The sequence below is a fragment of the Synechococcus sp. W55.1 genome (genome assembly GCF_047461655.1).
In the GTDB taxonomy this organism is placed as follows: Bacteria; Cyanobacteriota; Cyanobacteriia; order Thermostichales; family Thermostichaceae; genus Thermostichus.
In genome coordinates, this window is sequence record NZ_JANSHN010000011.1 from 80,299 (window position 1) to 100,845 (window position 20,547).

The 20,547-nt window shown below is 58.0% G+C and carries 17 protein-coding genes; 3 read left to right on the top strand and 14 right to left on the bottom strand.

The window, feature by feature from the left end; translation table 11 throughout:
* The first annotated feature begins 17 nt into the window (after positions 1–17).
* Positions 18–1,793: a phospholipase D-like domain-containing protein gene (locus NW816_RS07335; RefSeq protein ID WP_414408732.1), complete on the top strand. Its 1,776-nt coding sequence runs from the start codon at positions 18–20 to the stop codon at positions 1,791–1,793.
* Positions 1,794–2,088: 295 nt separating this feature from the next.
* Here NW816_RS07335 and NW816_RS07340 read toward each other — a convergent pair whose 3' ends face one another.
* Entirely contained in the window at positions 2,089–3,066 is a 978-nt protein-coding gene (locus NW816_RS07340; RefSeq protein WP_414408733.1) for an acetyl-CoA carboxylase carboxyltransferase subunit alpha, read from the bottom strand.
* A gap of 136 nt (positions 3,067–3,202) precedes the next feature.
* Between NW816_RS07340 and NW816_RS07345 the strand changes: the two genes are divergently transcribed.
* Positions 3,203–3,754: a hypothetical protein gene (locus tag NW816_RS07345; protein WP_414408734.1), complete on the top strand. Its 552-nt coding sequence runs from the start codon at positions 3,203–3,205 to the stop codon at positions 3,752–3,754.
* Here the strand turns inward: NW816_RS07345 and NW816_RS07350 are convergent.
* The 10 genes from NW816_RS07350 to NW816_RS07395 form a co-directional block, all read right to left on the bottom strand.
* Entirely contained in the window at positions 3,730–4,212 is a 483-nt protein-coding gene (locus tag NW816_RS07350) for a hypothetical protein (RefSeq protein WP_414408735.1), read from the bottom strand. The genes NW816_RS07345 and NW816_RS07350 overlap by 25 nt on opposite strands.
* Before the next feature lie 3 nt (positions 4,213–4,215).
* Entirely contained in the window at positions 4,216–6,987 is a 2,772-nt protein-coding gene (locus NW816_RS07355) for a response regulator (protein ID WP_414408736.1), read from the bottom strand.
* 1 nt (position 6,988) lies between these two features.
* Positions 6,989–9,226, bottom strand: a complete 2,238-nt coding sequence (locus NW816_RS07360) for a methyl-accepting chemotaxis protein (RefSeq protein WP_414408737.1) — start codon at positions 9,224–9,226, stop codon at positions 6,989–6,991.
* Between the two features lie 48 nt (positions 9,227–9,274).
* Positions 9,275–9,823 carry a chemotaxis protein CheW gene (locus NW816_RS07365; protein ID WP_011430974.1) on the bottom strand — a complete coding sequence of 183 codons (549 nt, stop codon included), beginning with the start codon at positions 9,821–9,823 and terminating at the stop codon, positions 9,275–9,277.
* Positions 9,824–9,930: 107 nt separating this feature from the next.
* Positions 9,931–10,305 carry a response regulator gene (locus tag NW816_RS07370; protein WP_011434291.1) on the bottom strand — a complete coding sequence of 125 codons (375 nt, stop codon included), beginning with the start codon at positions 10,303–10,305 and terminating at the stop codon, positions 9,931–9,933.
* A 47-nt stretch (positions 10,306–10,352) separates the two neighbouring features.
* Entirely contained in the window at positions 10,353–11,597 is a 1,245-nt protein-coding gene (locus NW816_RS07375) for a response regulator (RefSeq protein WP_011434290.1), read from the bottom strand.
* A gap of 385 nt (positions 11,598–11,982) precedes the next feature.
* The gene (locus tag NW816_RS07380) at positions 11,983–12,480 is read right to left on the bottom strand and encodes a bis(5'-nucleosyl)-tetraphosphatase (RefSeq protein ID WP_414408738.1); all 498 of its coding nucleotides are present in this window, start codon (positions 12,478–12,480) and stop codon (positions 11,983–11,985) included.
* Positions 12,481–12,487: 7 nt separating this feature from the next.
* The gene (locus NW816_RS07385) at positions 12,488–13,714 is read right to left on the bottom strand and encodes a hypothetical protein (protein WP_414408739.1); all 1,227 of its coding nucleotides are present in this window, start codon (positions 13,712–13,714) and stop codon (positions 12,488–12,490) included.
* Positions 13,715–13,843: 129 nt separating this feature from the next.
* A complete protein-coding gene (locus NW816_RS07390; protein ID WP_238376814.1) occupies positions 13,844–14,056 on the bottom strand; it encodes a hypothetical protein in 213 nt (70 codons plus the stop codon).
* Positions 14,057–14,102: 46 nt separating this feature from the next.
* Positions 14,103–16,337, bottom strand: a complete 2,235-nt coding sequence (locus NW816_RS07395) for an argonaute PAZ domain-containing protein (RefSeq protein ID WP_414408740.1) — start codon at positions 16,335–16,337, stop codon at positions 14,103–14,105.
* 260 nt (positions 16,338–16,597) lie between these two features.
* On the opposite strand from NW816_RS07395, the gene NW816_RS07400 reads away from it, so the two are divergent.
* A complete protein-coding gene (locus tag NW816_RS07400) occupies positions 16,598–17,935 on the top strand; it encodes a protein kinase domain-containing protein (protein ID WP_414356833.1) in 1,338 nt (445 codons plus the stop codon).
* Here NW816_RS07400 and NW816_RS07405 read toward each other — a convergent pair.
* The 3 genes from NW816_RS07405 to NW816_RS07415 all read right to left on the bottom strand — a co-directional run bounded on the left by NW816_RS07405 (position 17,907) and on the right by NW816_RS07415 (position 20,358).
* A complete protein-coding gene (locus NW816_RS07405) occupies positions 17,907–18,365 on the bottom strand; it encodes a hypothetical protein (RefSeq protein ID WP_414408741.1) in 459 nt (152 codons plus the stop codon). The genes NW816_RS07400 and NW816_RS07405 overlap by 29 nt on opposite strands.
* Before the next feature lie 64 nt (positions 18,366–18,429).
* Positions 18,430–19,479, bottom strand: coding sequence for a hypothetical protein (locus tag NW816_RS07410; RefSeq protein WP_414408742.1), 1,050 nt, complete (start codon positions 19,477–19,479; stop codon positions 18,430–18,432).
* A 267-nt stretch (positions 19,480–19,746) separates the two neighbouring features.
* On the bottom strand, positions 19,747–20,358 hold the full coding sequence (locus tag NW816_RS07415; protein WP_414408743.1) for a chromophore lyase CpcT/CpeT: 612 nt from the start codon (positions 20,356–20,358) through the stop codon (positions 19,747–19,749).
* Between the last annotated feature and the right edge of the window lie 189 nt (positions 20,359–20,547).

Consider the following 20,547-nt stretch of genomic DNA (forward strand, 5'->3'; position numbering starts at 1 on the left):
TGGAGAGGAGAAAGGCCATGAACGGGATCCCGTCGTGGTTGCGGCAACTCCGCCGCTGGCTGCCCTGGGTTGCTCTGCTTCTCGTTCTGGTCTTGATCGGCTACTGGGTCGGCCCTCGGCCCAGACCCTACCCCCAAGAGCAGGAGCTGCCCACCCTTGCCCCTCTGCTGCAGCACCCCCGCATTCGGGTGGAGTTCAACCAAAGCCGGGAGAGCACCTATCGGGATCCCTATCGCCAGATCCGCCGCTATGGCTACAACCTGGAAGAGTTCATCATTTCCCAGATTCGCTCCGCTCGGCAGTCGGTGGATATTGCCGTGCAGGAGCTGAACCTACCCCTGATTGCCCAGGCTCTGGTGGAGCGGCGGCAGGCGGGGATCCCTGTGCGTTTTATTACTGAAAACACCTACGTGCGAGCCTGGCACCAGCTCACCCCTGCCGAAGTGCGGGCGCTGGACGAGCGCAGCCGTCGCAAGTTCGAGGAGTACCGCAACCTGGTGGATGTGAACCGCGATGGACGGTTTTCGGCTGAGGAGGTCGCCACGCGGGATGTGTACGCCTTGCTGGATGGAGGCCAGGTGCCCTGGCTGGACGATACCGCCGATGGTTCCAAGGGCAGTGGCCTGATGCACCACAAATTTGTGGTGATCGACGGGCAGAAAGTCTTGACCGGCTCGGCCAATTTCACCCTCTCTGATATTCACGGGGACTTTGATGCGCCTGGCAGTGTCGGCAATGCCAACCATCTGCTGCTGCTGGATAGCCCGGAGCTGGCCCGCCTCTACACCGAGGAATTCGATCTCATGTGGGGCGATGGCCCCGGTGGCTTGACCGATAGCCGCTTCGGCGTGCAAAAGCTCAAGCGTCCCCTGGAAACGGTGTACCTTGGCGATGCCATTGTGGGGGTTCACTTTTCTCCTGCCAGTCGCTCCCTGCCCTACGAAGCCACCTCCAACGGCATTATTGCCGCCACCCTGGCCCAAGCCCGGCAACAGGTGGATCTGGCTCTGTTCGTCTTTACGGATCCGGGCATTGCCAACCAGCTCAGGCAACTGCGCCAGGAGCGCAACGTAGAAATCCGCGGGGTGTTCGACCCCGGTTTTGCCTTCCGAGACTACAGCCGCACCCTGGAGATGTGGGGGCTGTTGCTCCCCGACGAAAAGTGCCAGGTGGAGGCGGCGCGCCTGCCCTGGACGCTGCCGGCCCAGTCTGTAGGCATACCCAACCTCGCCCCCGGCGATAAGCTGCACCATAAGTTTGCCATCATCGATCCCGGCACTCCTCAGGCCACGGTGATCACCGGATCCCACAACTGGTCGGTCTCGGCCAACCACCTCAACGACGAAAACTTCCTGATCATCCGCAATGGCCGAGTGGTGGATCACTTTGTGCGGGAGTTCGACCGGCTGATGGCCGAGGCCCGTTTTGGCCCCAGCCGCCGCTTGCAACAGCAGGCAGAAGAGGCGTCCCGTCGCTGCCCCAACCCCGTCCCCGTTGCCGCTTCCTTGCCTGAACCGGAGCCGGAGCTGCTGGAAGTCGAGGTCGTTCTTCCTCCTGAGGCGGGATCCCCTTCCCCGTCGGTTGCTTTTCCGGTGGCGTCTCCTGGGGGATCCCCTCGCGTTAACCTGAATACGGCCACGGCGGCGGAGCTGGAACAGTTGCCCGGCATTGGCCCCGCCCTGGCGCAGCGCATTATCGAGGCCCGCCCCTTCTCCTCTTTGGAGGATCTGCAACGGGTCAATGGCATTGGCCCAGCCCGGATTGAGCAACTGCGGGATCGGGTAACCTGGTAGGAGTTAGCCCCCTCTTGGTCAGGTTGAGGGCGCGGAGTGCTTTCGGAAGTTCATCCCAGAGCAGCTCCTAAAGGGCCTCTCCCCTCGAATAAACCCCAAATTAAACCCCAAATATAGTCATTTCAGTTCAAACCAGGACACTGCACCCACGCCTAAAATGTTGGTCGCATCGGCGTTGCAGAGCAATAATGCAGGGGGCCAAAAGGCTTTTCAAGGACTCCGTCCCGCTGGCGCGATCAATGGCCCAGGTGTCTCACCCTAATCTGAAACGACTATAAATCAGGGATGCATAAGTCTATTCAGAAAGCTCCAGAAACGCTCCCATGCGGCGAAACTTTTGGTAGCGCTCCTCGCGCAATTCTCGCCCGCTCAGGCTAGAAAGTTCCTTGAGATGCCTGAGAAGAGCCTCTTTGAGGGTTTGAGCAGCTTCCAAGGGCGCGCGGTGGGCGCCGCCGACCGGCTCCGGCAGGATCTCGTCGATCACCTCCAGTTGCAGCAGGTCTTGGGCGGTAATGCGCAGGGCTGCCGCCGCTTGCGGAGCTTTTTTGGCGTCTTTCCAGAGAATAGCCGCGCAGCCTTCCGGCGAGATCACGGAGTAGACGGCGTGCTCAAACATCAAGATGCGGTTGCCAATGCCAATGGCCAATGCTCCTCCGGATCCCCCTTCGCCGATGACGGTGCAGATGATGGGGATCTCCAGCCGAAAGAGGGTTTGTAAGTTGGTGGCAATGGCCTCTCCTTGGCCCTCAGCTTCCGCCTTGACGCCTGGGTAAGCCCCCGGCGTGTCGATGAAGGTGAGCAGGGGCAGGCCGAAGCGGTGGGCATGTTCCATCAGCCGCAGGGCTTTGCGGTAGCCGGCAGGATTGGGCATCCCAAAGTTGCGGTGGATGTTGTCTTTGGTGTCGCGGCCCTTTTGGTGGCCGAGGATCATCACCGGCTGCTCCCCCAGCTTGGCCAACCCGCCCACAATGGCCGGATCGTCTTGGCCGTGGCGATCCCCGTGCAGCTCAAACCAGTCGTCGCAGATGGTCTGTACGTAATCCAGGGTGGTGGGGCGGCGGGGGTGACGGGCCACCTGGAGCCGTTCTACCGGCGTGAGCTGGCTGAAGATCTCACGGCGCAGCTCTTCGGCTTTGGCTTCCAATTGGCGAATTTGCTCAGAGGCATCGATGTCGTTTTCTTCTGCCAAGGCCCGAATTTCCTGAATCCGTTGTTCTAGGGCGGCGACAGGCTGCTCAAACTCCAGCAGTAGGCGGTCGTTGGACTTGGTCATGACCGGTTGGCTAAATTTCGGGAGCGTGCTGTGACCGGCAGAGGCTGCACAGATTTCGGGGTCAGGCTTTGATCTTCTCACATGTAGATCCCGTAGGCTAGAGGGAGCAATCCCCCTACTGCCCAAGAGGGATCCCTTGTCTGCTTCTGTCTCTTCTCCCCCTTCACCCCTTCCCCCCTGGCTGCGCTGGGGGGTGGTGGGATCCGTCGTCTTGGCTATCGGGGTGGGAGCCTTTTGGCAATACGGGCGGCCTGAGCGACAAATCCGCGTCCACACGGAGAGATTGCTGCGGGCGGTGGAGCAGCGCAACTGGGATCAGGTGGAGATGCTGGTCTCTGAGGCCTATAGCGATGGTTGGGGCCTGGATAAGCAGCGGGCGCTGGCCTACAGCCGCGAGATCTTCGGGCAATTTTTTCGCTTGCGCCTCCAACCCCAAGCGCTGCAGGTGCAGCTCGGCCCAGGGGATCCCAGTCGCCAAGGACAGGCCACTCTCTGGTTTGTGATCGAGGGATCCGGCGGCCCCTTAGCCAACCTGACGCGGGATCAGGTGAACGCCTTGGAGCAACCCTTCCGATTGAATTGGCAGCGACGGGGTGGGGAGCACTTCCGCTGGGAGCTAACCCGCGTGGAGAATCCAGAACTGCAACTGCCCCCTCTCCCCGCTCAAGAACAGACAGGCCAGAGATGAGGGTCGAACACCAACAGGGGGAGCTGACCTTCAACTGGCGGGATCCACTGCACAATACCCCTTTGGCGGGCCTGAGCTGCATAGCGGCTGGGGAGAGGCTGCAACTGGGAAGAGGGCAGACGGCGCAGGAGGGGCTGAGTGGGAATGGGCAGAGCCCCTGTTTCTGGGTTGTCGATCTGGTCGGACAATCCGTCCTCAGAACTGCCTGGCTGCAACAGAATAACCCCTTCCGGTTGAAAAGGGATCCCTCGGCCCAGCAACAAACGACCGGTATCCAAAAGCTGGGGGCCGCCCTCCTGAGCAAGCTGAAACTCTGCCCAGCTAAAAACTCGCCGCGCCCGATCAACAGGGAGGCCGAAGCAGTAGGAGCCCAGTTGGAAAGTAATCAAGGTCTGCCGGTTTCTCAGTTGTTCTTGCCGAGCCAGACGACGCAGGCGCAGAGGGGAAAGCAGGGGCATGGACTACCTCGCCATCAAAACGCCGGTGGAAGGTGCCGAAGAGGCTGGTTGCAGCAGTTGCCGCAGCTTTTGGATCAGCTCCTGTTCCTGGAAGGGCTTGGAGAGGTAGGCGCTGGCTCCCAGCCGCTGGGCCAGTTGGCGGTGTTTCTCGCCACTGCGGGAGGTGAGCATGACCACGGGAAGCTGGTCATACAGGGGGTGGGCACGAATCTGGGCCAGCAAGCCAAAGCCATCCAGCCGCGGCATTTCAATGTCGGTAATCACCGCTCGGATGGGAATTCCTCTCTGCAAGTGCTCGAGGGCCTCTTGTCCGTCGCGAGCCTGTTCAACCCGGAACCCTGCTCTTTCTAGGGTCATGGCCAAGAAGCGGCGCACGTTGACCGAATCTTCCACCACCAGCAGGGTGGGCTGGGCGGCAAACCTGGGCTGGGGAAGGGGATCCCTTGCCGACTGACAGGGCTGATCCCGCTGGGCGAGCAGCCAGCTCAAGAGGGCAGGCGGATCCACGAAAAGAGCGATTCGCCCATCGGCCAAAACCGTACAGCCGGAGAATCCCGACGGCAGAGGCAGACCTCCCTCCACCGGGCGCAGAGTTACCTCTTGCTCCCGCCAAAAGCGATCCACCAACAGGCCATAGGGCCGGTTGTCTTCTACCACCAGCAGCACCACAGGTCGGTCGAGAAGGGGGGTCTCGTCAATTTCCCGGCGAGGCTGCCAGCGCGCGAAGCGAAACCAGTGGCCCACAGGAATTAAAGGGATCTGCTCCCCTTCCCAGAGAAAGGAATCGGCAGGCAACTGCGGGGGGATAAGCAATTCTTCCACTGCGTTGGCCGGAAAAGCCAACATCAACCCCTGGCATTCTGTCAGCAGCACGCGGGTGACGCTCAAAGAAACGGGCAGAGTGAGGGTAAACAGCGTGCCCCGTCCCGGCCAAGATTCCACCTGCACCTGGCCGCCAATTCGTTGCAGGTTGGTGCGTACCACGTCTAGACCCACTCCCCGTCCAGATAGCTCGCTGACTCGCTCGGCGGTGCTGAAGCCCGGCTGGAAGATCAACTCCAGCAGCTCCTGGGAGCTGGCCTCAGCCAGGTCGGCAGCGGAAAACCCTATCTGCAAGGCGCGGGCCCGGATTTTATCCAGACAGATCCCTGCCCCATCGTCTCGCACCGTGATCAGAGTGCGGTTGCCCCGTTGGCTGGCGGCAATTTCGATGAGGCCCTTGGCCGGCTTGCCCTGGGCCAGGCGGGTGTCTGGAGCCTCGATGCCGTGGTCAAAGGCGTTGCGCACCAAGTGCAACAAGGGATCCGCCAAGGCCTCCAAAATCGAGCGCTCGATTAGGGTGGATCCCCCCAAGACCCGCAGCTCCACGGGCTTGCCATGGGCTAAGCTCAGCTCCCGCAGCGCTCTGGGGAAGCGATCCGTCAAATCCGATAGAGGCTGCATGCGCACCTGGTCGAGACGGGTTTGCATTTGCCTGGAGAGGCGGCTGAGCTGGCGGGCGCTGCCTTCGGTCTCCTGCAGGGTGGTGTCGATATCGTGGGTTACCTCATCAATTTGCACAACGGTTTCCATCACCTCTTGGGTCAGCAGGTGCATCTCTCCATAGCGATCCATCTCCAAGAGGTCAAAGGTATCGGCCAAGGTCAGGCCGGGATCCCCTTCTTTTTTCAAGAGCACAGAAGCAGGCACGGTGGCAGCGACGCGGTCGTAGCTGCTGCGCAGGCGGCTGTTGGTTTCTTCTAGAGTGCGAACCCGCCGTTTGAACAAGCTGACCAGCTCCCGCAGCCGTTGCAGGCGACTGTTTAAGCGGTTGCGCTCCCCTATGAGCTCTCCCAACAGCTCCCCCAACTGTTCCAGAGGGCGAGCCGGCACCCGTAGCATCTCGGCAGCGCTTTTGGCCCCGGCTGGAATCGAATCCGGCAGCTCGGTGGCTCCTGCCATTGCAGGGGGAGGGGCTTCTGGCGGGGGGGAAACTGGAGGCTCTGCCGGATCCCAGGAGCTGGGGAGAAGAGCGACCTGACCGACCAGCACCAGGGCCTGCGAGCGTCGCCAAGCTTGTAAAGCCGCCTGAGCAACGGGCAACACCTGCTCCTTGGCATTTGGCGCCAGCGTCTCCAGAGCTTGGACTACTGAGCCGCACAGGGTGGCAAAGGCAGGCAGATCCAACATTTCCCCCAGCGCCCCCAGCTCTTGGGCAGCAATGAGAAACTCCTCCCGCAAACAGGGCTGCTCGGGGTGGGCCAGCACACCTTCCAACCGCTGCAGACAGGCCTCCACCTCGGTTGCAAACAGCAGCACCCGCATATCGCCCCCGGCCTCTGCTGCCAGGACTTGGACGTTGTCCTCAGGCTGCAACTCTCCCAACTGCTCTCGCAATTGATCGAAAAGAGGCTGCACCCGCTCTGCCAGCCAAGATTCGTCCAAAAGCCGCTGCTGGCGGTGCTGCTGGGCTATTTGGCGCATGCAATCCAACGCCGCCAAGAGGTTGCGCTCCACTGCGGGGTCGGCTTTTTGGGGATCCACCTGCAAGATCTTGAAACCATCTTCCAGGCGATGGGCCAAGTCGCTAAGCACCGGAAAGCCCATCATGGCCGCCCCGCCCTTGATGGAATGAGCAGCCCGCAGCAAGCGATCCAAACGGGGGCGATCCAAACTCTGGGATCCCAGGCCCAACACCCCTGCCTCCAGGGTGTCGAGGTAAGCCTGGGCTTCGTCCAAAAACTGCAGCCTAACCTGCCACTCGCGTGGGTCGAGGGAAGTGGGATTCGGCCCCATGCTAAACCGCCTCCCCCACCTTGAAGGTGGACACAGAAGTCTGCAACTGACGGGCAACCGCCACCGTAGCCTGGAGAGAGTTGGCCACCTGCTGCGAGGCTGCCGCCGTCTGGGCGGCAATGTTGGCGATTTGCTGCATCAACTGGCGCACCGTTTGAGATGCATCTGCCTGGGCATCGGTGGAGCGGGCAATGGCCTGAAAGAGCTGGTTCACCTGCCGCGAGACTTCCACAATTTGTCCCAGGCTCTGCTTGGCTGCTTCCACCAAGCGGGTTCCCTCCACCACCTGGCCGGTGCTGGTTTCCATCGCCTGTACCACCTCGCCGGTTTCCCGTTGGATCCCTTCCACAATGCGCTCGATCTCGCGGGTGGCTTCTGCCGACTGGGCCGCCAGTGCCCCGACTTCCTCGGCGACCACCGCAAAACCTCGCCCTTCTTCGCCGGCACGGGCTGCCTCGATACTGGCGTTCACCGCCAAGAGGTTGGTTTTCAGCGCAATCTGGTTGATCAAGGACACCACCTTGGAAATCTGCTGGGAAGATTCCCCCAGCCGCTTCACCTTCTTGGCCGTTTCGGCCACCGTTTCCCGCAGTTGCAGGATGTTTTGCACTGTGCGATCCATAGTCAAGCTGCTGTTGATGGCCGTGGCGGCGGCAGATTCGGCAACGGTGGCGGCCTGTTGGGCTTTATCGGCTACCTCCTCGATTGAGAGCGTCATTTGCTCGACAGAGCGCAAGGTCTCTTCGATTTGGGTGGCCTGTCGGAGAGCGGCTTCGGCCAACTCGCGAATGGCTGCCTCGTCACGACCAATGGATTGGTTGACTTGACCGGCGGCCTGCTGCACTTGAATCACGATGTCGCGCAAGCTCTCGATAATGACGTTGAAAAAGTCCGCCATGATGCCAACTTGTCCGGCTGTTAGCTGCGCCCGCACCGTGAGATCCCCCCGCGAGGCTTCTGTGACCTCGCTGATAAGCTGCAGCAGCTCTCTTTGCAGCGCTTCCGACCGCTCCCGTTCCTGGGCGGCCACGGCTTTTTGCTCCAGCGCCCCCAGGTTACCCAAAGCTTGACCCAGGCGGTTGGCCAGCTCTGCCAAGGTTTTCTGTTCTTCGTCAGACCAGCTCTGGCTTTGGGCGCGGCCTATTGCCAAAAAACCGTAAAGCTCATCGCCACGCACCACCGGCGCTATCATCTCGGCTTTCAGTTGGGCTGTGGCCAGCCTCTGCAGGTAGTCGGCGCCCAGATCTGGCCTAGGCACCGGGCCAAAAGCGTAAACTTGCCCGCCGTGGAGAGCCTGCTGGATCGGAGCCGGGATCCTGCGGAGGAGGGTGCCCAAGGTGTCGGGCAGGCGGCTGTCGTGAGATTCAGCGATAACCTGCGCCTCTTCGGGAGCGGTCAAGCGATAGAAGGCCACTCGTTCGGCACCGAAGCGCTGGCGCATCTCGCCCAACAAGTCAGTTAGGGGATCGATCAGCTCTTGCTCTTGGCGAATCCGGGCAATATCGGCAAACCGCTGGGCCAGTCGGGTGTCGGAAACTTGTCGCTCGTAGGTGGCGTTGCGTTCCCGCACAAAGTTGCGCACCAGGATCAAAATGATCCCCCAGCTCAGCAGCAGAATCGGGAAGCTGATGCCGGAAAAGATCAAAGCCTGCAGCAGCTCTTGCTCGTAAAGCTGGACGCTGGCCTGAATGTTGCTGCGAATGGCCTCCAGGGTTTGGTTGATCCCTTCGGCGTAGATGCGCTTTTGCTCTTCGTACTCAGGGCTGTGCAGCAAGTTGAAAGCCCGTTCCTGCTCGCCGGCCCGAATCAGATCAAAAGCCTGCACTTCCCACTCCACCAGCTTGATGTTGGCTGCTGTGGTTTTGGCTGCATAGGCTTCGTAAGAGGCGGGATCCAATTGCTGAATCTCCGCCAGCACCTCATCCAACTGAGGGACATGGATGTTGTAGCGCTCTTCCCAGGACAGATCCCCGCTGGCAGCGGCCATGCGGGCAGACATGGTCAAGACTTCATCCAAATAGATCACCTGATCGCTCAGGTTTTGCAGGGTGAACTGCCGCGAGATCGCCGGCTCGAACTCGAAATAGGTGCGGGCTACGCTGCCGGCAGAGACGGCAAACAGCAGGGAGCTGATGCCCAGAGGAAAACTGATTGCCAGGGCCAGGCGGGATCCCGCGACTTTGCGTTGGGGCCGGGAAGATGGAGCAGGCCTGAGAAAGAGGGGACGGAAGGAAACCATAGAATTTTGCCTTTAAGTGAGGGTAAGTCGGGGAAAAGGTCGCCAAGATCAAGGGTTTGCCGAGGAATCAACTGAGTTGAGCTTTTGGACAATGGCAAGAGGGTCGAGCACCCAGAGAGGCTCATCCCCTTCCAACACCAGCCCTTTGCAAGAGTCGTAGAAGTTCTCCAGTCGAAAGTTGTTTTGTGCTGCCTGGGCTTTTGTTAAGGGTTGGATCTCCTCGGCGGGCACTCGAGCTACTCCTTTCACGTGTTGGGTTGCCAGGCCCAAGCCTGTTCGCACTGGCGATGCAGAGCCCCCAAATTCTGGGCGCATCACCACCAAGTGGTGTTCGGGCTGCCCAAAGTCCAAGGGCTCTAGGCCGAGAAATTGCGGCAGATCCAGTCCCCAGAGAATGCGATTGCGATAGTTGAACAAGCCCAGCACCCATGCGGGCTGGTTGGGGAGAAGGGTAAAGTGGTGCGGGCCAACAATTAGAGCTTCCTGGGCAAATGCCATGGGCAAAAGGGCCCGACAGTCTACCCCCAACTGTAGATGTAAGTACAGCTCGCCGGTACGGGTAGAAGTAGGGCTGTGTGGGGAGAAAGCTACCGCCATTGCCGTTCTCGCTCTGCCAATTCTAAGACATCTCCTAAGAACAATTCGTGATAATCACAGGGATCCTAACTGGAGGCGCAGCTCAGCAAGGACAGGAGTGGCAAAAATCATGAGCTCGGGCTGAGCACTACTGATTTCACGGCCCGCAAAATGTCTTCGCGGGTAAAAGGCTTGGTCAGATAAAGATCGATCCCTTGCTTCATGCCCCAGAGTTTGTCCAGCTCTTGATTTTTAGAAGTACAGGCCACAACGGGCAACTTTTGGGTTTCCGGGTTTTTCTTGATTTGGCGGCACAATTCCAGCCCGCTCATGCCTTCCATGACCAAGTCCGTCAGCACCACATCGGGTTTGTCGTTGCGGATCTGCTGCAATGCCTCTTGGGCGTTGGCCACCGCTACCACCTGATAGCCTTCTGAGCGGAGGTAATCGCTGATGAGCTGTCGCTCCGAGGCCACATCTTCCACCACAAGAACTTTCACCATGATCGACATCTCCTTATCTCTTTTTCGACGAACCTTTAGAGGGATCCCTAGCTGAGATAGCGAAACACCATCTGCAGCAATTCTTCCTGCCGAAAGGGCTTGGTCAGGTAATCGGTGGCACCGGCCAGGCGCGCCTTCACCCGATCGATCAGACCTTTGTGGCCTGTGACCATCACCACCGGCACATCCTTTAACACGGAGGATTTGCGGATGAGGCTGCACAATTGGTAGCCATCCACGTTGGGCATACCCACGTCCAGCAGGATCAAATCTGGCTTGAGGGTGGTCAGCTTCATCAGGGCTTTCAAAGAGTCGCTGATGGTGTGAATGACCAGGTTGTGCCCTTCCAACAACCGCTGCAACTCGCTGAGCATGGCTTCGCTGTCGTCAATACAGGCCACAATCCAGGTTTTCGAGGCTTGGGGAGATGGGCCTAGATCTGCAAGCCCGTTGGCCAGGTGAAGAGGGACGGTGGGAGTTTCTGAGGGCTGTGATTCTGTCTCAAGCTTGGCCGAGTAGGTTTTGGGCAGCCGATCAAAGGGGGGCTGGGGATCCCGCAGGACAAGGATACCGGCTTTGACCAGAGGATGTAGGCGGCGAGCGATCTGGAGGTCGTCTTGATCGAGAAGGGCGCTCAACTGGCGGAAGCTAAACCCCTTCAGTAACCGGCCTAGCCGTTCCTGTTGCTCGGCGGGAAGGCGTTCTGCCTGGGCCCGGCTGGCAAAGTAGGGCCGTTGGTAGGGGGAGGTGATCTCAGGCCCCAAAGATTGCCATGCCCGTAGCCGCTTTTGGATCAGGTCGAGCAGGGATCCCCCATCCCACTGGCCCAGGGTGGGCACGTTGTCCAGTGGGATGATCTCCTGCTGAAAGCCCCCTGGAACCAGCAACAGATTTTGCAGCACCTCCTCGCCGATCCAAGCATTCAACCTGCGCGCAGCTTCCCAAGGCAGCAGTTGCTCCGTTACCATCCAACTCAGCCCCAGAAGGTCTGCAGGTAGAGGCCCAGTCTCCTGAGCCAATAGCGCCTCCACCTGCCGATGGATGCGTAGGCAATTTTGGCGAGTCAGAGAAAAGACTTGATGGCTGAGCCGACGCAGGTGGCGATCCAAGCGCTCCAAGGGCTCCAAGCTGTGGTGAGCAAACCCCAGGCGACCTTGGTGAAACACCAATGACCAAGTGCCCAGCCCCTCCCCTTTGTCCAAGGCACTGAAATACCGAACAACTCCTGTGAAGCTGACCTCTGCGTTCAGCAGATGGGCCGAGACTTCTGTACAGACGGGGGGACGGTTCATGGGTCGAGAGGACGTGCTCGGACAATTTCCTGCGCTGAGGTTGATGACACGACTGAAGTCTTAGCTACCCCACAAGCCGGTGAAAAAATGCTTTCCAGAATACAGTTCAAGCCCAGCCCTGACCCAGACGAGATCTTTAGATGAGCCAAGCCCAACAAGACGGCCAAGGCTGCACGAACTCAAAGGCAGTTTCAGCGTTCAATCCGTATTCAGAAAAACTCTCCTCCTGGGGAGATCGATGACTATTGCTCATCAGCCAATCTCTAAAGGTGAAGGCTAGCCCTCAGATTGTCTGCTGGCTTTCTTACTCGGGAACTTCCCACGGAAAGCCTGCAAGACAAGATAAAGGTAACCCCGATAAACCTCTTCCGTAAAAATACGGAACTTAGGTCTTCTCCAATTTCCAAAGCTGCTCCAGGTGGGCTTGGCAGCGGCGCAGCAGTTGCCGACTTTCTTCAAAGCTGATCTGCTCCAAGGCTTCGGGGTAGGAGCACCAGCGGTAGGCGGCCACCTCCTCCGGTTGCACCTGCAGGGCCGGAGGAGGAAATTGGGGCGGCAACAAGGCCACGTAGTAGGTAACGGTTTTGGCCACTCGGTTCCCCTCGGGATCCGTAAAGGTGTAGGCTTCCTGCAGCGTCAGAGGGTCAGGCTGGCCGGGCAGGGTTAGGAGCTGGTAGTCGGTCAAGCCGGTTTCCTCACGCAATTCTCGCTGTGCCGCCTCCAGGTCGCTTTCGGAGCTATCCTTGTGCCCTTTTGGGAAAGCCCAATGCCCCTTCTGGTGCTGGATGAGCAGATACAAATGCGAAGAGCCGGGTCCGGGAGCTTCCTGGGCGGGCGGGCGGGGCAGGATGGGGATCACCCCATAGGCAGCATCTATCAGCATTGGGGAACTAATCTCCGAAGAGTCTGATGGCAGGCGGCCTGGGAGCGAAGACCTCATTGGGATCCACCCGCGGGCGCTCCACCCCTTGCAGGGGCGAGAGGGGACGGCCTGTGTCGAATTGGAAGAGATAGATGGGCAACTGGTCGCCGCCCAAAGGCAAGAAGGCCAAGGTATCGATCTGGGTTAATGCGTTGCGGCTGGCCGGTCGGGTTAGGTTAAAGGCAGCGATGCGGTCTGCCAAGGGGGTATCTGCAGCCGTGCGTCTGCCCAAGCCCAGTTTGAACTGTTGGTTACCTTGCTCGTCCACCCCCAAGGGTTGCACGTCCCCCAACTCAATCGGGGATGGACTCCCCGGCAGGCCGGCTACCACCGGCGGGGCATCTACAGGGGGCTGCGAAGGCAAAAAGCGCAACTCCCCACCTTCCGGTAGGATTTGGTAGTCCTGATAGTCGTGCTGGATGGAAAGGGATCCCCTGAACACGCGGCGGTTCAAGCCCTCCAAGGTCCAAAACCCATAGCCCAAGTTGATGCGAGTGCTCTCCGGCAGCCAGTAGCGCTCTCCCCCTGGGCCCGGTACAGCCACAAACCCCATCAGGGCATAAGCCTGTCCCCACACCCCCGACAAAAACAACAACACCTGCCGCGGCAGCCCCGACTGCGGATCCAGCCACAGCTCCCGCAACTGGCCCTCCTGAATGGGTTCTAGGCGCAAATGCTGGACAGGGGATCCTGCCAAAGTCGCCGGTTCTGAGGAAAGAACGCGATAGCGGCTGGGATCAGCCTTTAAGTGAAAGCTCACCGAGGGCAAGAGGGCTTCGGGTCGGCTCACATACACCGAATACAGCTCCAGCAGATCCGATTGGTTCACCACTTCCAATTGGCGCGAATCCAAGAGGCGGATGCGATCGCCTTCGGCGACCCAAGCCTGCCAACTGCCGTCGCGGCGGTAGAGCACATCCAAGGTGGCCGTGAAGGTTTGGGATCCCTCCACCCGCACCTGCTGGCGATATTGCAAGTTGGGCAAAGGGGGCAATTGCTCTAGAGCGGCGTTGTAGCGCTCCAGCCAAGCTTGGGGATCAGAGCTGGCAAGAGAAGAGGGAGCCGATTGGGCCACGGCTGGATCCCCTGACGGCAGACCGACCAGTCCCGTTGCCAGGAACACCACCCCGCCGAGATAGCCCCAGCCTCGAAGGGATCCCTGCCGCTTCCTGAATTGGGACTGTTCAGGGAACATCAGCTCACCTCGCAACCCTGCTCTTGTTGCCCTTCTTGCCACTGCTTCTGCCGGGATCGGAGCGCTTCCCACGACCGTGAGTAACCCTTTGGAAGGGATCCCTACTCTCTGCCCGCCGATTGAGTACGCCTATTCAATGGAAATGGATTGGGGGCCGTCGGAGCGACCGGAAGGCGGGGGCTCCTCCACCCTCAGCCCCTGGGACTCCAGCCAACTGCGCAGCGGATCTTGCTTCACATCCAAACGCAGCAGGCCGCTGAGAAAACCGCCACAGAACGGAACAGGATTGCTCAGAAAGGTCTTCCAGACCTCATTCATCTCCATAGCCGCAACACCAACCACCCCCCCAATCCTAGCAAGGCCGGCAGGTGGGGATCCCCTCCCTTGGCTAGACGGCAATCAACTTCTCTCGGTTTATGTTCTGCAGCACACTAAAAATGCTGTTGCCAATGCGCTGGAACTCTTTACTGCTTTTGTCGGCAAAGTGCAACACCCAAGGGAGCCTGCAAGGCTGAAACCCACTAGCAGGATGAAGCTGAGAAAGATGGTAGGTTTGCAGGGCCAGTACTTCCAAGGGGGTGCTTCCATATTCGTGAATAACTCGCAATGGCCTTGCACTCCCAATGGAGCCTGAACCCTTCTTGATGGGCTGACTTGTTACTAGAGTAAATGACTTTTTAGGGTGATTGAAAATAATGGTGCCTATCGCAGCATCTTTATATCTGCCTTCTTCTTGAATCCCCATTCTTCTCGCGCCACTTTTGCGCACCCCAACAATATCCACAGCAATCTTTTCTTTTCTTAGTTCCTCAATTGTTTTATCAAATTCGCCTCTTTGAACTAAGCCATCCCTCATCAAAAGAACCTTTCTAGGGTATCGATGAAATTTGTTGTAGAATCTATTGACGAGCTTGGACACGGTTTGATAAATTGCCTCGCCGGAAAAAGTTTCTCCTCTTTGTATATCGGGCAACTCCCAGCCTAAGCTTTGACCATTGGCCAGTACCGCGAAGGCAGAGGTTCCGTAGTAAAGCTCTCGATTCGTCCCCACATCAAAACCAATGGTAAGCTCGGAGCACTCAGGATGATCGAGGGGTTCAAGCAACACGGGTTGCCACGCAGCTTTACACAGAAGTCCTAGTACGACATTTAGAGCTTTGTAGGGGTCAGCTCCAGGAATCATAAACTGAGTTGCTATTCCTGCTCGAAGTGCTTGCAAGCGGATCTTTTGCTTGTGCTCATTAGGCGACAAGGGCATGACAACCAGAACGGTTTTGATCCCTTTGTCGGCCCAGCTTTGCCAAAACCTCTGTTGAGCAAGGTCGCCTTCAGGCAAATCTTGACGGGTTGCGTAAAAGTCTATTTCAACTCTTGCTCCGCTCTTTTTAGCTACTTCAAGTAGGCACTTGCGAACCTCAGTAGGATACTCACGTTTATTATCGTCAAGATTTAGAAGTCCAAACTTTGTCTCGCCAACTCTTGCACATCCTTGGTACCTAACTCTCGCGGGGTTTTGGACTTGTCTATGACCAAACCCCAATAGCCTTGGCCTTGGCATAATGTATCCTTCTGCTTTTAGGGGATCAGCCTGAAAGTCAGAAATATTGTAGATATTTTTTATAATAGTTTTTGCGGTCTCTTTAGACTCTTTCAATCTCTCTTCTAAACTTTTTCTGATGTGCTCGCTAACCAAGGAGCTAACTTTTTTGCCAGTCCATCTTTGATCTTCTATACTTGCTAGCATCTCCAAAGTTAAAACAGGCGACAGTCTCCGCGATAGATGAAGGATAGGCTCTGACTTTTGTCTGAAATTGCGTTCTCTCGAGACCACTTGAACCACCAGAGAGCCATCAACTTCTTCTGGAGTTGCTCCGTACTTCTGTACATGATAATCCGCTAAGCTAGTGTTTAGCTCCGCTAACCATACTTCCCTTGGCGACTGATTGGAAATAATGCCTCGATACTCCCAAGTTGGGTATTTATTATTTTTTGTCCTGTATGTGTTTCGTACAATTTCAATTGAGACATCTGGGTATTTTTCCAGCCACTCATGCAGCGTCCATGGGCTGTAGAAATGGTATCGGATGTCGATCTCTAGATAGAGCTTCTTATCTTGTCTAATAACAACGTCTAGCTCTCTTCTTCTGTGAACCTCCCACCCATCTCCGCAAAGTGGTTTTTCCGAGTCCTTAATCCGTTCTACTCCTTCCAGACCCGTAACCCACCAGATCAATCCTCCTCCTGTTGATCGCTCAATCTCTGTTCTTTTGTACTTAGATCTTAGACTCCAATCTAGTTTCTTGCGCTCGAAAGTTTCTAGAGCCTGTCTCTCTGTAGGGTCTGTACAATCTAGAGCCTTAGAACCAAGCTCTTCCAACTCCCATTCCTCTGTTTTGAGTTTACTGGCCGGAACTTTTTCTCGGGTTATGATGCGATTTCCCAGACGAACAGCCATTACACCTAGCTGATTACAAATCTTGGAGAGAGCCCTCTGCTCCTCTCCTAGATCTGGAAGAGGGTTTGGCCTGCAACTATACTCATAGAAGGTGAGCTCTTCTTGAGTTAGCTCCTTGACGAAGAAGTGATTGAGTGTAGCCTCAACTTTTTGCTGGAGTAGGCTCATTGAGAAACTCTGCGTTTAAACTCCTTTCCATGATAACCTTACCATCGATACTTAGCCAGGGATCCCTTTCTTCTACCCCAGTGACAATCCAGTGACAATCAAGAGAGGGGGCTACGACGTAACCTTTGTCATAGTTGCCGACAAAGGCCCAGGTGCATAGGGCTGATGTGTACTTTGCCTGCACCTTATGCAGATGGGGAACACCGTTGAGGAACGGCATGATTGGATATACTCAGCTCAGGGCTGCGCGGGCGCTTGCGATGACCTCTGCAAAACGGCTTGGCAAAATTCTGCTGGTGGACAGGGATCCCGCGGTTAACCGGCAGTTGAGATCCCACCTTGAGCAAGCTGGGTACAGCGTCCTTGAAGCGCAGAACAGCACTAAGGCTTTGGAAGCCATCATTCATCAATCGCCAGATCTGGTGCTGATGGAGTTGGCGCTGCCGGAGCTGAATGGGCTGGAGCTGTTGCAGATGATCCGCTCGGCCCGTTCCCGCTCGGAGTTGCCGGTGCTGATTCTTTCCGGCTACAACGATGCAGCGGCAATGGTGGCCGCCTTTGACCTAGGGGCAGATGACTACCTCACCAAGCCTTTCGTTCCAGAGGTTGTGCTGGCCCGCATTCGCTCGCAACTTGCTTTGGGCGCGGCCCAGGGAGCCTGTGCTGACAAGCAACCGAACCAGGTTGGCAATGGGCGCTACCAAATGGAACGTTTGATCGGCATCGGCGGCTTTAGCCAAACCTACCTAGCCCGCGATACCCATCGCCCCGGCCATCCCCTCTGTGTGGTCAAGCGCCTGCGACGCATGGATGACAAAGCAGAGGAAGACCGAACCGGGAAACACGAAAAAATAGCCGAAATTGCCAGGGCAGCCTTTGAGCGGGAAGCTAAAATTCTGGAGAAGCTGGGCCACCATCCTCATATTCCCAAGCTGTTGGCCCACTTTGAAGAAGACGGGCAGTTCTACACCGTGCAAGATTTTGTCCGGGGATCCTCGCTGCGGCAACACGCCAATCGGGGAGTGATCTGGTCGCCGGCCCAAACCGCCTACTTCCTCTGTGAGCTTCTCAAGATCCTTGTCTTTGTCCACCAGCACGGCGTTATCCACGGCGATATCAAACCCCCAAATATCATCCAAACCCGACGAGGCCAACGTACCCACTTCACCCTGATCGATTTCGGTGCCATCCAACACATTGGCAACCAGCCCGGCCAAGATCGCTTCCCCGGTGTCTTCATCGGCACCAGCGACTATGCTCCCCCTGAACAGTTGTCTGGCTGCCCCCGCTTCAACAGTGATATTTTCGCCCTTGGACGGGTGGCGGTGGAAATGTCCGTAGGGACGTTGCCGCAGATCGGCGAACCTTTGGCAGAAGCCATCCCCTTCGGCTTCGGGGATCCCCGCCTGCTGGCCATTTTGGAGCGCATGGTTGCTCCCGACGCAGATGCCCGTTACCCCACCGCCCAAGCGGTCTTGGACGAGATCCTGCCCCTATGCAGGCAACTGTTGGCAGAACGGTCTCGAGCCTCACAGCAGCCGGTGCTTGTGGGGCAAGGCAAGGTGGAAATCACGGCTGCGGGGCCAAATCTTCGCTGATCGCCTCTGCCTGAAACCGACCGCTCATGCCCACCACCTGCCACTCAGCACTGCGATCCCCCTGACGGAAGCGCAGCCGTCGGGCTCGCAAGGGCACCACTTCTACGACTTCTACCGGAAAGTGTTGGTATTCGCCCAAGTACTCCCGGTAATCCGGGGGTAAGTTTGAATGACTGTGGATTTGAATCCAAAACACCCGTCCCGCTTCGTTTCCATAGGCGCGGATCTGCTCTTGACCTCGGTATTGCTCCACCCCCCGCAAGCGCTGTCGCCCCACCGGCATGGGCTGTGCCCATTCGGGCAAGGGATCCCCTAAGCTCACGGCCCACCCTGGCCCACCTAGCCCCAACCAACACAACAACAGCAGTCCCCAAACCCAAGGCCATCTGCGCGGCGTGCTGTTCCCGGTTTTCAAGGCTCGACCGAACATGGCAAGTTTTTCTCCGCAATTGAACCCAACGTTAACGTTTGGGATGGTTCAAAACAACTTTGTCTCAACGCACGCGAAAGCCGATCCGCCCGCCCTCAACATCGAAGGCAACGTCGATATTGAAAAACAGCGGCATGCCCAACAGTTGCACCCCCTGGTTGCCGTTGACGAAAATCCGATCTCGACTGGGCGTAATGGGAAAGCCAACTCGAATGCGATACTCGAAAGCTCCCGCCAATACCGCTCGCCACTCTGCCCCAGGGGGTAAGGTCGAGGTGGAGAAGGGAGCTGCCCCCAACAGCCTGACGTTGAGAAAAATGTCGGAAGAACCACTGTCAAAAACGGTGGGGCTGAGAGCATTTTGAATAGAAGTGTTGCTGATGCTGTAGGCCACTTGTAAAGCCTCATCCCGCCAGATGGGGGTGCCGTCGGGAAAGCTTCCCACCTGGGGAAACTGCCGGAAATTGAAGCCGACGGTGTTGGCAGCCGTTAGGCCAACCGTGAACAGGCCCTGGGTGGAGTTGAAGCCCCCCGTTTGAATAATGTACCCAGAGCGGAAATTGCCCGGAAGGCGGGTGAGCGGACTAAACAGCTCGCGGTCGGGGCTGCGCTCATCCAAGGACGTGCCTAGGATCCCGGCGAAGGGCCGCCCTTCTCCAAACAAGTTCTCTGAACAACTGGCCACCAGGGCGTCCACACAGGTGATCCGGTCGATCAACTGAATCGTTACCGGCTCCCGACTGGGGATCCCTCCTATGCTGAAGGGGGCGCGGGCCAACACCCCGATAAATTGCGTGCCATCTCCGAACGTCACAGTGGAAGGGATCCCCGTCCGTTCCAGGCCAAAGCGACCTGCCGCCGTCGCTACAATGCGCAAACCTGCCGAGCCGGTATCCAGTAACACCTCAGCTCCGCTCCCGGCCACCCCCACTGTCAGGCCCAGGAGCTTGAAGCGGCTGTTGCCCAGGGTACGCACCGGCATGGGAATCGACTCGGTTCCCGGTTGAGGTGGGAGAGGGATCAACGCAGGGGGGGAAGCTGCAGATTCCCCCTGGCCAGAACAGCCGGCACCGAGCAGCAGCAAGGCCAAGATCCCAACTAGGGCGATTGCCATTCCCCAAGGGCTGTGCCAAGCCCGCCCAGACCGTGGCTCATTCTTTGGGCTTGACCTCACCTGCATTGAACACCCACACTAAGCCGATAAGGAGCGTATCCTGTCTGCAAGCGGCAAAGAACATTCCCATTGCCAGCATGCTCGAACCCGGAAGCATCGCGCGGCAATATTGGATCCCGGCCAAAGACAGTGTACACAAGGCCGACTGAGGGAGAGTGCGCAATACCGTCGTCAACTGTGGAGTTGTGGGGCTGGATGGGCTGCAGCCTACAGCATTAGCTCCGCCTGCCAATCGACTACCTTTTGGAAGCGAAAAGCGCCCGCCAGGGCCCCCCAAACCTGTCGGTGGGTGATGGGATCCATCCCTCGGTCATGGCTGCAAAACTCGCTCTCGCTCAGGTGCAAGGTGGTCTGCAGATAAGTGGTTTGGCCGTTGCGCACCACGCAACACCGGCACCCCGGCTCCGTCACGCCGACAAAGAGGGATGCCTGCCTCTTCACCTGCACATCACACCCCTCTAGATAGGCCAGATCGGCAGCCCTCAGTTGACTCAGTTGGTCTGCCCTCTCCCGAGCACAGCCCCGCCACCGCTGCGGCTCCAAAGGGCGATAGTTGCGAATCAGGATCCCATCGCCCGCCTGAGTCAACTCCACCACCGCCTGCCGATAGGGATCCTCCAAATGGCCGCTGTAGGCTTGCTCCACATAAAAGCCGATCCCGCCCAAAACGTGGGCCGGCAAGGGGCGATAGGCCACCCGGATCTGGGCGAAAAACGGTGGATTTTCCCAGGCTTGCTCTTGGTTGCTGAAGTCTCCTGCCAACCAGCGCGCCATCTGCAGCAGCTCCGGGGAAGGAGTGCGATCCGACTCAATAGACATAAGCGGGCATCGAGAATTCTGTAAAGGTATGTACCGAAAATCTCCGGAGAGCCAGGGGAACCTTCTCAGATTTTGCCCCAACCTCAGGCCCACCCAAGGATTGCAGCAAGTGATGAACTACCCCACCGCATAGGCGGATGGGGTTTCTGATGCCCCATTCGCTTGACGGCAGGATTTTAGTCTCTTCCT

Excerpts from the sequence above, each read along its gene's own strand:
- NW816_RS07335 (WP_414408732.1), top strand. The coding sequence starts at position 18 with ATGAACGGGATCCCGTCGTGGTTGCGGCAACTCCGCCGCTGGCTGCCC.
- NW816_RS07340 (WP_414408733.1), bottom strand. The coding sequence starts at position 3,066 with ATGACCAAGTCCAACGACCGCCTACTGCTGGAGTTTGAGCAGCCTGTC.
- NW816_RS07350 (WP_414408735.1), bottom strand. The coding sequence starts at position 4,212 with ATGCCCCTGCTTTCCCCTCTGCGCCTGCGTCGTCTGGCTCGGCAAGAA.
- NW816_RS07355 (WP_414408736.1), bottom strand. The coding sequence starts at position 6,987 with ATGGGGCCGAATCCCACTTCCCTCGACCCACGCGAGTGGCAGGTTAGG.
- NW816_RS07360 (WP_414408737.1), bottom strand. The coding sequence starts at position 9,226 with ATGGTTTCCTTCCGTCCCCTCTTTCTCAGGCCTGCTCCATCTTCCCGG.
- NW816_RS07365 (WP_011430974.1), bottom strand. The coding sequence starts at position 9,823 with ATGGCGGTAGCTTTCTCCCCACACAGCCCTACTTCTACCCGTACCGGC.
- NW816_RS07370 (WP_011434291.1), bottom strand. The coding sequence starts at position 10,305 with ATGGTGAAAGTTCTTGTGGTGGAAGATGTGGCCTCGGAGCGACAGCTC.
- NW816_RS07375 (WP_011434290.1), bottom strand. The coding sequence starts at position 11,597 with ATGAACCGTCCCCCCGTCTGTACAGAAGTCTCGGCCCATCTGCTGAAC.
- NW816_RS07380 (WP_414408738.1), bottom strand. The coding sequence starts at position 12,480 with ATGCTGATAGATGCTGCCTATGGGGTGATCCCCATCCTGCCCCGCCCG.
- NW816_RS07385 (WP_414408739.1), bottom strand. The coding sequence starts at position 13,714 with ATGTTCCCTGAACAGTCCCAATTCAGGAAGCGGCAGGGATCCCTTCGA.
- NW816_RS07395 (WP_414408740.1), bottom strand. The coding sequence starts at position 16,337 with ATGAGCCTACTCCAGCAAAAAGTTGAGGCTACACTCAATCACTTCTTC.
- NW816_RS07400 (WP_414356833.1), top strand. The coding sequence starts at position 16,598 with ATGACCTCTGCAAAACGGCTTGGCAAAATTCTGCTGGTGGACAGGGAT.
- NW816_RS07405 (WP_414408741.1), bottom strand. The coding sequence starts at position 18,365 with ATGTTCGGTCGAGCCTTGAAAACCGGGAACAGCACGCCGCGCAGATGG.
- NW816_RS07410 (WP_414408742.1), bottom strand. The coding sequence starts at position 19,479 with ATGGCAATCGCCCTAGTTGGGATCTTGGCCTTGCTGCTGCTCGGTGCC.
- NW816_RS07415 (WP_414408743.1), bottom strand. The coding sequence starts at position 20,358 with ATGTCTATTGAGTCGGATCGCACTCCTTCCCCGGAGCTGCTGCAGATG.